Source organism: Streptomyces sp. NPDC030222, from assembly GCF_055573115.1.
Genome location: NZ_JBVICA010000023.1, coordinates 72,623 through 85,999, shown reverse-complemented (window position 1 = coordinate 85,999; position 13,377 = coordinate 72,623). Strand labels below are relative to the sequence as shown.

Sequence of the window (13,377 nt, the reverse complement as noted above, 5' to 3'; positions counted from 1 at the left end):
CCCAAGGTGGACGGGCGGATGATGCGCGGGGGGCGAGGATGCCGGGCCTCCGCCGGAGGCCGGTCCAGGACACCCCCTAGCCTGGGCGCCGTGAGTGGTGAGTGGCGCCGGTGGCGCGAGGCGGCCGAGGCGGCGCTGTACGGGGCGGACGGCTTCTACCTGCGGCCGGAGGGGCCGGCCGGGCACTTCCGCACGTCCGTGCACGCGTCGCCGTTGTTCGCGTCGGCCGTGGCCCGGCTGCTGACCGAGGTGGCCGCGGAGACCGGAACGGACGAACCGGTCCTGGTGGACATGGGCGCCGGCCGCGGTGAACTGCTGACGGGGGTGCTCGCGGCGCTCCCGGACGGTTTCGCGGTACGGGCGTACGCCGTGGAGCGGGCGGCCCGGCCCGACGGCCTCGATCCGCGCATCGCCTGGGTCCCGGAGCCGCCGGCCGGGGTCACCGGGCTGCTCTTCGCGAACGAATGGCTCGACAACGTCCCGGTCGACGTCGCCGAGACCGACGCGGACGGCCTCCCCCGCTACGTCCTGGTCGCCCCCGACGGTACGGAGCGTCTCGGTGACCCGGTGACCGGCGCCGACGCGGACTGGCTGGCCCGCTGGTGGCCGCCGGCCGGGTTCCCCGGTGAGCGGGCCGAGATCGGGCTGCCGCGCGACGAGGCGTGGACCCGGGCGGTCGGCACTCTGCGGGCGGGGCTCGCCGTCGCCGTGGACTACGCCCACGCCCGGGACGGTCGGCCCCCCTTCGGCACGCTCACGGGCTTCCGCGGCGGCCGCGAGGTGCCGCCGGTGCCCGACGGCAGTTGCGACATCACCGCCCATGTGGCGCTGGACGCGTGCGCGGCCGCCTGCGCCGGAGTGGGCGGACGCGGCGGAACCGAGCTGATCACCCAGCGCGAGGCGCTGCGCCGCCTCGGGGTGACGGGTGGGCGCCCGCCCCTCGCCATGGCCTCCACGGACCCGGCCGGATACGTCCGTGCCCTCGCCACCGCCGGGGATGCGGCGGAGCTCACCGCCCGCGGCGGGCTCGGCGACTTCGGCTGGCTGCTGCACCGCGTCCCGGCGGAACCGGGACGGATCTGACCTGGACCTGACCCGCACCCGGGCCTGAACCTGACCCGGACCTGACCCGATCTGACCTGGAACCGCCCCCGGACAGACCCTGACCCCGCCCGACCCGACTCGCACCCGACCCGGACAGACCCGGACCCGACCGGATCTGACCTGGCCCCCCCAGCCCCGCCCCGGACCCGACCCGGACCAGACCCGGACCAGACCCGATCTGACCTGGAACCGCCCCCGGACCCGACCCGGACCTGGCCCATCCGCTTGCCCGCCCGGCAGGTGGACGGGCTGCGACCACCGGGAAGCGGGATGGGACACTGACCGCATGACGGAGACGACGGTCGGCATCGGCGGCGCGGCGGAGAGCACCGACATGGTGCTGAACATCGGCCCCCAGCACCCCTCGACGCACGGCGTGCTCCGCCTCCGCCTGGTGCTGGACGGAGAGCGGATCCAGCACGCCGAACCGGTGATCGGATACATGCACCGCGGCGCCGAGAAGCTTTTCGAGGCGCGGGACTACCGGCAGATCGTGATGCTCGCGAACCGCCACGACTGGCTGTCGGCGTTCTCGAACGAGCTGGGCGTGGTGATGGCCGTCGAGCGGATGCTCGGCATGGAGGTGCCCGAGCGCGCCGTGTGGCTGCGCACGCTCCTCGCCGAGCTGAACCGGGTGCTGAACCACCTGATGTTCCTCGGCTCCTACCCCCTGGAGCTCGGCGGGATCACCCCGATCTTCCACGCATTCCGGGAGCGGGAGGACCTCCAGCACGTGATGGAGGAGATCTCCGGCGGCCGGATGCACTACATGTTCAACCGGGTCGGCGGCCTCAAGGAGGACCTGCCGCTCGGCTGGCTGGGCCGCGCCCGGCACGCGGTCGCCGAGATCCGCTCCAGGATGGACGTGTACGACCGGCTGGTGCTCGGCAACGAGATCTTCCGCGGCCGGACCCGCGGCGTCGGCGTGCTGACCGCGCGGACGGTGCACGGCTTCGGGGTTTCGGGGCCGATCGCCCGCGCCTCCGGCGTCGACTTCGACCTGCGGCGCGACGAGCCGTACCTCGCGTACGGCGAGCTGGGCGACGTACTGAAGGTCGTCACCCGCGAGGAGGGCGACTGCCTGGCCCGCTTCGAGTGCCTGCTGGAGCAGACGCACAACTCGCTGGAGCTGGCGGACGCCTGCCTGGACCGCCTGGCCGAGCTGCCGCCCGGCCCGGTCAACCAGCGGCTGCCCAAGGTGCTCAAGGCACCCGAGGGCCACACCTACGCATGGACCGAGAACCCGCTCGGCATCAACGGCTACTACCTGGTGTCCAAGGGCGAGAAGACGCCGTACCGGCTCAAGCTCCGCTCGGCCTCGTACAACAACATCCAGGCGCTGACCGAGTTGCTGCCCGGCACGCTGGTCGCCGACATGGTGGCGATCCTCGGGTCGTTCTTCTTCGTGGTCGGGGACATCGACAAGTGACGGGCGGGCCGGCGCCGTGCCGGCAGCGCTGGCGCAGGCCCACGACGCACAGGAGCGGGCCCGGACCTCCGGGGCCGCTCCTGTGCGTTCCTGAAGGGGCTACGAGATCGCGGTGCGCAGCTCCGCCACGTCGAGCTGCTCGGTCTCGTCGTGCGCGGTCAGGTCGATGACCGCGCCCGCCACGTGCTTCCCGGCGGTCTGCTGCGCCAGGGCCTCCTCGCCGACGACGTCCGCGAGGTCCTCGTTCTGGGCGGCCTCCAGCGCCGCGGTGGCCTTGGCCGCCCGACCCGCCTTGGTGTGCTTGCCCGTCTTCGCGCCGGTGGCGGCTTCGAGTGCGGCGGGCGCCTTCTTCTCCATGCCGAAGAAGTCGAAGCTGCCGGTGGGCGGGGTGGTGCGGCGGGGAGCGGTGTACGGCACCACCGCCGACGCCACCGGAACGGGCGCGAGCGCCGCCGCGGGGCGGCTGTGCGCCGCACGCCGGCCGGCCTCGGTGTGCTTGCCCTGACGTTCCTCCGTCTCGACGGCTCGGTCCGCGAGATCGCGGGCGCGGGCCTCCTCGACCGTCCTGCGCGCCTGCTGGGCCGCGGCGTTCCGCTTCAGGTCCGAGAGGGCCTTCGCGGCGGCGGCGAAGGCCGCCGGCGAGGGGATGCCGCCTGCGGGCGGCAGCGCCTTGGGGCCGGACGCCTCGATCGCGAGCCTGCGACGGCCTTCGAGGGCGCTGGCCCGGCCGGTCTCCGCGTTCGCGTAGCGGCGCAGCAGGGCGGCGTGCTCGTTCCGGAGCCCGGCGAGTTCGCGGCGCTTGGCCCGGAGTTTCGTGTCGAGCCGGGAACGGATCTCCCGGGACTCCTCGAGATCGGCCTCGACCTCGGCGAGGTGCTCCTCGGCCTTCCACTGGTCGTTGGCCCGGGCACGGGTCAGCTCCGCGACGCGGCGGCCTGCGGCGCGGTCCCAACTCCGCATGAGGACGGCGCCGGTGACGGCTGCGGCTGCTGCGGCGGCGACCAGGACGCGGAGCACCGCCGGTTCCGAGAGGAACACGGCGCCGCCGGCGCACACGATCGACACGCCGGCGACCGCCGACGGCGGAAGAAGCCGGTGCAGAGGGGGCGAATGGCGGTGGCGTCCACGTGGCATGGCCTGAAATTTACCGTGCGTAGGCGCGAGATGGGGTACCCCTCGCCAATCTGTTTCTGCCCGGTGACCTGCTTTTCGCCATCTGTCTTCCCGAAAGGTTCCCGGACATGCCCGGAAGGGTTCCCGGGGAGGTCCGGGAACCTTCCGGGAGGGAGCCGGGAAGACTGCGGAGCAGGCCCGGGGAGACCGGCCGGAGGACTCCCGGAGAAGGCTCCGGAAGACTTCTCCCCGCAAGGCCTCGGGGAAGGCCCGGAGAAGGCCCGGGACGGCTCCCCGCAGGACTCCGGAGAAGGCCTGGAGAAGGCCTGGAGAAGGCCCGGACAAGGCCCGGGGGCTCCTCGCAGAACTCCCGGGGAAGGCCCCGGAGACTCCCAGCAGGACTTCCCGGAGAAGGCCCCGACCGGGCCGGCTACTTCGCGATCAGGCCCTTGGACCTCAGATACTCCCCGGCGGCGTCGGCCGGCTTCGTACGCTCGGCGTCCACCTTCCGGTTCAGTTCCACGAGATCCGCCGTGGTCAGCACCTTGGTGACCTTGCCGAGCGCCTCGGCGACCGCAGGGTCGCCGGCGTCCTCGGCATTCAGCACGGGAAGCACGTTGTCGGCGTTCTGGAGCTTCCTGTCGTCCTCCAGCAGCACCAGCCCGAAGGCGTCGAGTGTGGCGTCCGTGGTCGTGGTCAGCACCAGCTGGTCGGCCCCGTCCTTCACGGCCTGCTTGGCCTGCGGGGTGCCGACCCCCTTGGGGTCGACGCCGGTCACGTCGATGCCGTACGTCTTCCTGAGACCCGGCGCGCAGAACGGGCGGACCTCGCATTCGTCGCCCGCCGCGATCCTGATCCCCAGCTTGGACTTTCCGAGATCGGAAAGCGTCCTCAGGCCGTTCTTCCGGGCGTATTCCCGCGTGACCGCGAACGCGTTCTGGTCGACGGCCTCTCCGGCGGGAAGCACCTTCAGTCCGCGCGGTCCGGCGAGCTTCGACAATGCGGCCACCGTGGCGGTCGCGTCACTGGACGCCACGGGCTTGTCCTGCGGCGCCGACGAGCCGTTGACCTTGGCATTCAGGAATTCCGCGAGCGTCGCCGCATACTCGGGGACGATGTCGATCTCGCCCTTCTCCAGTGCCGGCTCGTACAGTTCGCGGTTGGCGACCGTGGTGACGGACGTGCGGTATCCGGCTTCGGCCAGCACCTGTGCGTACAGCTCCGCGAGCACCTTGGATTCGGTGAACCCGGCGGCGCCCACGACCAGCGAGCCCTTCGCCCCAACGCCCCCGGAGGAGGCCGCGCCGCCCTCCTTCTCCTTCGCCTCCAGGCTCTGGCCGCCGCACCCGCCCAGCGAGCCGGCCAGGGCCACCGTCGCGAGGGCCGCGACCGCTGTCCGCGAGGTCCTGCTCATGTGACGCACCATCCAAGGACTCATACGACTCACCATCCGTAGCGAGGAAAAGGAAAGGGGAGGAGAGGGGAGAGAAGGGAGGAGGCAGAGGAAAGGGAACAGGTGCGGACATACGGGTCGTCCTGCACCGGGAATCACGGCCGCCCGGTTCGTGGGCGGCAGAGCCGCTCCACCGCCACCAGCGCGCCCTCCACCAGCAGCGCGAGCAGCGCGACGAGCAGCGCCCCGGCCACCACCCGAGAGGTGTCGTAGGTGTTGAACCCGGCGGTGATGATCCGGCCGAGACCGCCGCCCCCGGTCATCGCCGCCAGCGTCGCCGTCGCCACGACCTGCACCGCCGCCGCCCGGAGCCCCGTCATCACCAGCGGGTACGCCAGTGGCAGCTCGACGCGCAGGAACAGCTGACCGCCCGACATCCCCATGCCCCGGGCCGCCTCCACCACCGCCCGGTCGACCTCGCGCATCCCCGTGTACGCGTTGGTCAGCAGCGGCGGTACGGCGAACAGCACCAGCGCGATGATCGTCGGCAGCTCCCCCAGCGTCCGCAGCGGCGTCAGCATCAGCAGGGCCAGCACCGCGAACGTCGGTATCGCCCGGCCCGTGTTGGAGAGGTTGACGGCTAGCGCCCCGCCCTTGCCGAGGTGCCCGAGCCACAGCGCGACCGGCAGCGCGATCGCGCAGGCCGCCGCGAACGCCACCCCGCTGACGTACAGGTGCTCGGCCAGCCGGTGCCACGCCCCGCTCTCCCCCGACCAGTTGGACTCCGTCGACAGCCACGTCCAGGCGCCGGTCATCGCACCCATGGGTCAGCCCACCGCCTTCGGGCTCCGGGCGGCCCGGGTCCGGGTCCACGGCGTCAGCAGGCGTTGCAGCCCGAGCAGCAGCAGATCGGCCGCCAGCGCCAGCAGGACGCACAGCACCGACGCGGTCAGCACCTGCGCCCGGAACAGGCTCGGCAGCGCGTCCGCGATCAGATTGCCGAGCCCGCCGCGCTCCACGATGGCTCCCACCGTCGTCAGCGCGACCGTCGACACCGTGGCGATCCGCACCCCGGCCAGCAGGGCGGGCAGCGCGAGCGGCAGCTCCACCTCCCACAGCAGGCGGCCCGCGCCGTACCCCATCCCGCGGGCCGCCTCCCGCGCGTCCGGCGGGACGGCCGCGAGCCCCGCCAGGATGTTCCGGACCAGGATCGTCAGCGAGTACAGCACCAGTCCCGTGATCACCAGGGCCGCGGACAGCCCGAACACGGGCAGCAGCAGCGAGAACATGGCCAGCGACGGAACGGTGTAGAGCACGGTCGTCAGGCCGAGCACCGGCCCGGCGAAGACCCGGTGATGCCGCGCGAGCAACGCCAGCGGGAAGGCGACGGCCAGTCCGATCAGCACCGAGACGCCCGTGATCCAGACGTGCTGCACGGTCGCCTCGGCCAGCTCCCCGCTGCGGGAGCTCAGGTACTCCCCGCAGATCCAGTCGTTCGTCACCAGGCAGTTCTGCCCCGTCATCGGCTCACCCCCGTCCGCGCACGACACTAACCCGGCGGCCTGCGCTCGCCCGCAACCGTCGCAAGGCGACGACACCGCCTTCACACAACACCCTTCACAATAGGGAGTCATGATCCGGTTCGAGCACGTCACCAAGCGGTACGCCGACGGGACCACCGCCGTGGACGACCTGTCCTTCGAGGTCGCGGAGGGTGAACTCGTCACCCTCGTGGGTCCGTCGGGATGCGGCAAGACCACCACGATGAAGATGGTCAACCGGCTCATCGAGCCCACCGGAGGCCGGATCCTCGTCGACGGGCAGGACATCGCGGAGATCGACCCCGTGCGGCTGCGCCGCCGCATCGGCTACGTCATCCAGCAGGTCGGACTCTTCCCGCACCGGACCGTGCTGGAGAACACGGTCACCGTCCCCCGGCTGCTCGGGTGGCAGCGGGCCAGGGCACGTGAACGCGCAGCGGAACTGCTCGACCTGGTCGGCCTGGACCCGCGCGTCCACGGCGACCGCTACCCGGACCAGCTCTCGGGCGGCCAGCGGCAGCGCGTCGGAGTGGCCCGCGCCCTGGCCGCCGACCCGCCCGTGCTGCTGATGGACGAACCGTTCGGAGCGGTCGACCCGGTCGTACGGGACCGGCTGCAGAGCGAGTTCCTGCGGCTCCAGACCCAGGTCCGCAAGACGGTCCTGTTCGTCACCCACGACATCGAGGAGGCGGTCCGGCTCGGCGACCGGATCGCGGTCTACGGCCAGGGCACCATCGAGCAGTTCGACGCACCCGCGGCCGTGCTCGGCGCCCCCGCGACCCCGTACGTGGCCGATTTCGTCGGTGCCGACCGCGGCCTGAGGCGGCTCGCCGTCACCCCCGTCGAGACCGGTGACCTGGAACACCCGCCCGTCGTGTGCCTCGACGGCACCCTGCCCGCCGCGACGGACGGGCGCTGGGCGGTGGTCCTGGACGCCGACGGCACCCCGCACGGCTGGATCCCCGCCGAACGGGCCGCAGGCAAAGGGCCGGTACGCGCGCAGGCCCGCCCGATGGGTGCCCGGCTGACGCTCGGCGCCTCCCTCAAGGAGGCCTTCGCCGTCATGCTCCAGCACGACGCGGGCTGGATCGCGGTGACCGACGGGGACGGGGCGTACTGCGGGGTCCTCACCCCGGCCCGGCTCCACGAGGCGCTGCGGCGCTCCGTCGGTGCCGAGGCCCTGGAGGTGCCGCGCGACCAGGTCGAGGTGGAATCGGTCAGCTCGCGCTGAGCCGGCCGCTCAGCCACACCAGCGCCGGCGGGATCTCCCGGCGCCAGGTGTTGAAGTTGTGGCCGCCGCTGTTCAGCATGATCGACGAGACCCGGGTGGGCGCCTTCGCCTTCTTCACCTTCTCGATGAACTGCTCGGTGCCGCGCAGATTGGGCTCGCCCTGCTTGCTGCTGGTCACCAGGAACGAGGTCGCGCCCGCCCGCCCGTGATCCAGGCTCCACAGCAGGTTCGCCCGCTGGCGCAGCTCCTTCCTGTCGTGGAAGAGGTCACCGGTCGTCGGGTCCTCGGCGGCCTTGTAGTACGCGGACAGTCCGGCGCCCGCCGCGAACTGCTTCGGGTGGTGCATGGCGATCTTCAGCGCGCAGTAGCCGCCGGTCGAGTTGCCGATGAAGCCCCAGTTGCGCGCCTTGGTGCCGACCCGGTAGGTCGCGGAGACGGCCTTGGGCAGGTCGTGGGCGAAGAAGGTCTCGGTCTGCGGGCCGCCGGGGATGTCCACGCACTCGGTGTCCCGGGGCGGTGCCACCGTCGGCCGCAGCATGACCAGCACCATCGGCTGCATCTTGCCCTCCTTCGCCTGGAGGAACGCGGTCTTCGGGTACCTCAGCCCTTTGATGAGGTTCTCCGCGGTGCCGGGGTAGCCGGTGAGCACCACCGCCGCCGGGAACGTCCTGTCCGCGTACTGCTTCTGGAAGTACTGCGGCGGCAGGTAGACGTAGGCGGGGCTGGTTATCCGGGACTTCTCCCCGGCGACGACCACTTTCTGGATCTGGCCGCCCGCCGAGGGCACCGCGCCGCCCGGGACGTCGAGCTGCTGCTTGCCGACGACCTTCACATGCCGGCTGCCGGCGGAGTGGTCCACGACCACGCCCATCTCCTCCTGCTGTCCGAGGAGATCGGCCCACGAGCCGTAGAACAGGAAGGAGCGGTTCGCAGCCAGACCGACCGAGGCGAACAGCGTCAGCTGCACCGCCAGCATGAGCGCGACCCGCACGGTCACCGCTCGCCAGCCGCGCCGCCCGAGGCGCGGCCAGAGCCAGATGGTCGCGGCGAACAGCCCCACTGCCGAGGCGACGGAGAGCGCCAGAACCGCGTTACTGGTGAGACCCATGAGGAGTTCAAGACCTATTCAGTGAGATTTTCCTGAGAGCGAGTGAACCCGCCCCCCGGAAGTGCCGTCCTAGAAGACGCAAATCGACCGACGCGGCGGCCGGACCGGCCGTCGGACGAAGGATCTCTCGCGGAGCCATGGGAAGCGATGTCTGACAGGATAGATGGGGACAAATCACGATCGGTTCCGGATCGGGTACGCCGCATCCTTCGCGGCCCTCGCCCCGAGACGGTTCCCGCCCTGGTCGGCACGGCCTGCACGATCGTGGGCCTCCTCGACATCGCCGCCTCGGTCTACCCGCGCTTCCGGCACAGCCGGATGCACGCCCTGGCCGAGGTGCTGCCCGGGACCCTGGGTCCCTTCGCGGCCGCGATGTCGCTGAGCGCCGGTGTACTGCTGCTGCTCCTCGCCCACGGACTCAAGCGCCGCAAGCGCCGGGCCTGGCGGGCTGCGGTCGTACTGCTGCCGGCGGGCGCCCTCGCCCAGTTCGCCTACCGGCACTCCGTCATCGGCGTGCTCATCTCCCTCGGTCTGTTCGCGCTCCTGCTGCACCACCGCAAGGAGTTCGCGGCCCTGCCTGACCCGCGCAGCCGCTGGCGGGCGCTGGCCAACTTCGTGGTCCTGGGCGCCGGTTCCATCGGCCTCGGCCTGGTCGTCGTCAGCTCGCACCCGAGCCGGATCGTCGGCAGCCCCGGCCTGACGCACCGTCTGGAGCACGTGTTCTACGGCCTGTTCGGCTTCGAGGGCCCGATCGCCTACACCGGTGGCGTGGACTGGACCGTCGGCTACTCGCTCGGCGCCCTCGGTCTGCTCACCGCCGTCACCACGGTCTACTTCGCCTTCCGGCCCGAGCACCCGGCCGCCCGCCTCACCGAGGAGGACGAGCGCCGGCTGCGCGAGCTCCTGGAGCGGCACGGCGCCCGTGACTCCCTCGGCTACTTCGCGCTCCGCCGCGACAAGGGCGTCGTCTTCTCCCCCAGCGGCAAGGCCGCCGTCTGCTACCGCGTCGTCTCCGGCGTGATGCTCGCCAGTGGTGACCCCATCGGCGACGTCGAGGCCTGGCCCGGCGCCATCGAGCGTTTCATGGACGAGGCCACATCGCACTCCTGGACCCCCGCGGTCATGGGCTGCAGCGAGACCGGCGGCGAGGTCTGGACCCGCGAGACCGGCCTCGACGCCCTCGAACTCGGCGACGAGGCGGTGGTGGACGTCGCGGATTTCTCGCTGACCGGACGCGCGATGCGGAACGTACGCCAGATGGTCAAGCGCATCGAGCGCAATGGCTACGAAACCCGCGTACGGCGCGTCCGTGACCTCGGCGACGCCGAACTGGAGCGGGTGCGCCAGGCCGCCGAGGCATGGCGCGGCACCGACACCGAGCGCGGCTTCTCCATGGCGCTCGGCCGGGTCGGGGAGGCCGGTGACGGCGATGCGCTGATCGCCACCGCCCACAAGACCGACGAGGGCGAACCCGGCCCCTACGGCGACCTGAAGGCCATCCTCCACTTCGTACCCTGGGGCACCGACGGCGTGTCCCTCGACCTGATGCGCCGCGACCGCTCCGCCGACCCCGGCATGAACGAGCTGCTGATCGTGGCCGCGCTCGAGCAGGCGCCCAAGCTCGGCATCACCCGTGTCTCGCTGAACTTCGCCATGTTCCGCTCGGCCCTGGCCCGCGGCGAGAAGCTCGGTGCGGGACCGGTGCTGCGGATGTGGCGCGGGCTGCTGGTCTTCCTCTCGCGCTGGTTCCAGATCGAGTCGCTGTACAAGTTCAACGCCAAGTTCCGGCCCCGCTGGGAGCCGCGGTTCGTCGTGTTCCGCAACACCCGCGACCTGCCGCGCATCGGCCTGGCCGCGATGCAGGCCGAGGGCTTCGTGAACCTCGCCCTGCCCCGCCCGTTCGCCGGCCGCCGCGCGGCCCGTCAGCCGCAGCCCTGCGCACACATCCGCCCGGCCGCCGCGGAGCACGAGGTCCGCGCGGCGTAGCGGTCCCGCCCACCCCCTAGGCTGGACGCATGAGTACGTTGAGCGGACGGGGCACGGTCGAGGGACTGCCGGAATGGGACCGCTGTGCGGTCATGGGCGTGGTGAACGTGACGCCCGACTCCTTCTCCGACGGCGGCCGCTGGTTCGACACCAAGGCCGCCATCGGGCACGGCCTGGACCTCGTCGCCCAAGGCGCCGATCTCGTCGACGTCGGCGGCGAGTCCACCCGTCCGGGCGCCACCCGCGTCGACGAGGACGAGGAACTGCGCAGGGTCGTGCCCGTCGTCCGCGGGCTCGTCTCGGAAGGCGTCACCGTCTCCGTCGACACCATGCGGGCCACGGTCGCCGAGCAGGCCGTCGCCGCCGGTGCCTCGCTCGTCAACGACGTCAGCGGCGGCCTCGCCGACCCCCGTATGGTGCCGGTCGTCGCCGCGGCGGGTGTCCCCTTCGTGGTCATGCACTGGCGCGGGTTCAGCCAGGACATGAACAGCCGTGCCGTCTACACCGACGTCGTCGCCGAGGTCACCGCGGAACTCCGTGCCCGCATGGACGCCGTCGTCGAGGGCGGCGTCGCCCCCGAACGCATCGTCATCGACCCGGGCCTCGGCTTCGCCAAGCAGGCCGAGCACGACCTCGCCCTCGTCGCCCACCTCGCCGAACTGCGGCAGTTCGGCCGCCCCCTGCTGGTCGCCGCCTCCCGCAAGCGGTTCCTCGGCGCCGTGCTCGCCTCCGACGGCGGCACCCCGCCGCCGGCCCGGGAACGCGACGCCGCCACCGCCGCGGTCTCCGCCCTCGCCGCCCAGGCGGGCGCCTGGGCGGTCCGCGTCCACGAGGTACGGGCGACCGCCGACGCCGTGCGCGTGGCACGGGCCGTCGAAGGAGCCCGGTGACCGGCACCCCCGGCAGGCACGGCGGCACCGGCGACGCCGCCGCCGTCGAACAGGCCAACGCCGCCTTCTACGAGGCGATGGAGCGGGGCGACTTCGAAGGCATCTCGGACCAGTGGCTGGACGACGGCATCTCCTGCGTCCACCCCGGCTGGCCCGCGCTCTCGGGCCGCGGCGAGGTCCTGCGGTCCTACGCCCTGATCATGGCCAACACCGACTACATCCAGTTCTTCCTGACCGATGTGAAGGTCACCGTCTCGGGCGACACCGCGCTGGTCACCTGCACCGAGAACATCCTCAGCGGCGGTCCCGCCGAGGACGGGAACGAGCTCGGCCCCCTCGTCGGGCAGCTCGTGGTGGCCACCAATGTGTTTCGCCGCACACCCGACGGCTGGAAGATGTGGTCGCACCATGCGTCCCCGGTGTTCGCACAGTCCAGCGACGAGGCGGAAGAGGAGTCCTCCGGCTGAGACCGGGCAGGCGGGCCACGGAAGGGCCGCCACGGAGCCCCATGGACGAGCGCAGGGGGTGCTCGCAGGTAGATTCGAGTGAGGGTGGCACGTCGACCGCACTCGGTGTCCGCCCGTACACCCGACGACAGCAGGAGTGATTCGCGTGGATCGTGTCGCGCTGCGCGGCCTCAGGGCCCGTGGGCACCACGGCGTCTTCCCCAGGGAGCGCGAGGAGGGCCAGACCTTCATCGTCGACCTGGTGCTGGGGCTCGACACCCGCCCGGCAGCGGCCGACGACGACCTGGCGAAGACGGTGCACTACGGTGTCGTGGCCGAAGAGGTCGTGGACGTCGTCCAGGGAGAGCCGGTCGACCTGATCGAGACGCTCGCCGAGCGCATCGCCCAGCAGTGCCTGAAGCACGACGGCGTCCAGGAGGTGGAGGTGTGCGTCCACAAGCCGGACGCCCCGATCACCGTGCCGTTCGACGACGTGACCGTCACGATCACCCGGAGCCGCGCATGATGAACCCCACGAGCGACCCGACCGTCCAGCCGGTACCGGCCTCCGTCGTGGAGACCGTCGACGCCGCCGACACCACCCTGAGCAACCCCAAATGGGCCGTGCTCTCCCTCGGGAGCAACCTCGGCAACCGGCTGGAGACCCTCCAGGGCGCCGTCGACGCGCTGGAGGACACCCCGGGGCTGCGGGTCAAGGCCGTCTCGCCGGTCTACGAGACCGAGCCGTGGGGCGTCGAGCCCGGATCCCAGCCGTCGTACTACAACGCCGTCGTACTGATCCGGACGACCTTGCCGCCGGAGTCGCTGCTGGAGCGCGGCCAGGCGGTCGAGGAGGCCTTCGACCGGGTCCGTGAGGAGCGGTGGGGCCCCCGGACCATAGACGTGGACATCATCACGTACGCCGGGGCGGTGTCCGACGACCCGGCGCTCACCCTGCCGCACCCGCGCGCGCACCAGCGGGCGTTCGTGCTGGCTCCCTGGCTCGATGTCGACCCGGACGCCCAGCTCCCCGGGCACGGCCCGGTCTCCGGCCTCCTGGCCTCGCTCGGACAGGAGGGCGTGCTCGTCCGTCCCGACCTGGAACTCCGCCTCCCCGAGTAATCGTTAGGCTCTGC

The 13,377-nt window shown here is 72.0% G+C and carries 13 protein-coding genes; 8 read left to right on the top strand and 5 right to left on the bottom strand.

Annotated features, from left to right (window positions below; genetic code table 11):
• Positions 1-90: 90 nt before the first annotated feature.
• Both ACZ4Z5_RS27670 and ACZ4Z5_RS27665 read left to right on the top strand, forming a co-directional pair.
• Entirely contained in the window at positions 91-1,083 is a 993-nt protein-coding gene (locus ACZ4Z5_RS27670) for an SAM-dependent methyltransferase (protein ID WP_468267408.1), read from the top strand.
• Positions 1,084-1,390: 307 nt separating this feature from the next.
• Positions 1,391-2,533, top strand: a complete 1,143-nt coding sequence (locus ACZ4Z5_RS27665; RefSeq protein ID WP_468267406.1) for an NADH-quinone oxidoreductase subunit D — start codon at positions 1,391-1,393, stop codon at positions 2,531-2,533.
• 99 nt (positions 2,534-2,632) lie between these two features.
• Here ACZ4Z5_RS27665 and ACZ4Z5_RS27660 read toward each other — a convergent pair whose 3' ends face one another.
• From ACZ4Z5_RS27660 to ACZ4Z5_RS27645, 4 genes are all read right to left on the bottom strand, one after another.
• Positions 2,633-3,667, bottom strand: coding sequence for a hypothetical protein (locus ACZ4Z5_RS27660; RefSeq protein WP_468267404.1), 1,035 nt, complete (start codon positions 3,665-3,667; stop codon positions 2,633-2,635).
• A 409-nt stretch (positions 3,668-4,076) separates the two neighbouring features.
• Complete coding sequence (locus tag ACZ4Z5_RS27655) at positions 4,077-5,060, bottom strand: ABC transporter substrate-binding protein (RefSeq protein ID WP_468267402.1); 984 nt, start codon at positions 5,058-5,060, stop codon at positions 4,077-4,079.
• A gap of 134 nt (positions 5,061-5,194) precedes the next feature.
• A complete protein-coding gene (locus ACZ4Z5_RS27650; protein WP_468267400.1) occupies positions 5,195-5,863 on the bottom strand; it encodes an ABC transporter permease in 669 nt (222 codons plus the stop codon).
• 3 nt (positions 5,864-5,866) lie between these two features.
• Positions 5,867-6,562: an ABC transporter permease gene (locus tag ACZ4Z5_RS27645; RefSeq protein ID WP_468267398.1), complete on the bottom strand. Its 696-nt coding sequence runs from the start codon at positions 6,560-6,562 to the stop codon at positions 5,867-5,869.
• A 109-nt stretch (positions 6,563-6,671) separates the two neighbouring features.
• Here ACZ4Z5_RS27645 and ACZ4Z5_RS27640 point away from each other — a divergent pair, with 109 nt between their 5' ends.
• Entirely contained in the window at positions 6,672-7,811 is a 1,140-nt protein-coding gene (locus tag ACZ4Z5_RS27640; RefSeq protein ID WP_468267396.1) for an ABC transporter ATP-binding protein, read from the top strand.
• On the opposite strand, the gene ACZ4Z5_RS27635 is transcribed toward ACZ4Z5_RS27640, so the two are convergent.
• Complete coding sequence (locus ACZ4Z5_RS27635; RefSeq protein WP_468267394.1) at positions 7,798-8,919, bottom strand: alpha/beta hydrolase; 1,122 nt, start codon at positions 8,917-8,919, stop codon at positions 7,798-7,800. The two genes, ACZ4Z5_RS27640 and ACZ4Z5_RS27635, sit on opposite strands and share 14 nt — an antisense overlap.
• Before the next feature lie 147 nt (positions 8,920-9,066).
• On the opposite strand from ACZ4Z5_RS27635, the gene ACZ4Z5_RS27630 reads away from it, so the two are divergent.
• The 5 genes from ACZ4Z5_RS27630 (at position 9,067) to folK (ending at position 13,363) form a co-directional block, all read left to right on the top strand.
• On the top strand, positions 9,067-10,905 hold the full coding sequence (locus ACZ4Z5_RS27630) for a phosphatidylglycerol lysyltransferase domain-containing protein (protein WP_468267392.1): 1,839 nt from the start codon (positions 9,067-9,069) through the stop codon (positions 10,903-10,905).
• 29 nt (positions 10,906-10,934) lie between these two features.
• The gene (gene folP / locus ACZ4Z5_RS27625) at positions 10,935-11,795 is read left to right on the top strand and encodes a dihydropteroate synthase (protein ID WP_468267390.1); all 861 of its coding nucleotides are present in this window, start codon (positions 10,935-10,937) and stop codon (positions 11,793-11,795) included.
• Positions 11,792-12,262 (top strand): nuclear transport factor 2 family protein, encoded by a 471-nt coding sequence (locus ACZ4Z5_RS27620; protein WP_468267388.1) that lies wholly within the window; start codon positions 11,792-11,794, stop codon positions 12,260-12,262. The genes folP and ACZ4Z5_RS27620 overlap by 4 nt, the downstream gene beginning before the upstream one ends.
• A gap of 145 nt (positions 12,263-12,407) precedes the next feature.
• Positions 12,408-12,767 carry a dihydroneopterin aldolase gene (gene folB / locus ACZ4Z5_RS27615; RefSeq protein WP_468267386.1) on the top strand — a complete coding sequence of 120 codons (360 nt, stop codon included), beginning with the start codon at positions 12,408-12,410 and terminating at the stop codon, positions 12,765-12,767.
• Complete coding sequence (gene folK, locus ACZ4Z5_RS27610) at positions 12,767-13,363, top strand: 2-amino-4-hydroxy-6-hydroxymethyldihydropteridine diphosphokinase (protein ID WP_468267486.1); 597 nt, start codon at positions 12,767-12,769, stop codon at positions 13,361-13,363. Before folB ends, folK begins: the two co-directional genes overlap by 1 nt.
• The last annotated feature ends 14 nt before the right edge of the window (positions 13,364-13,377 follow it).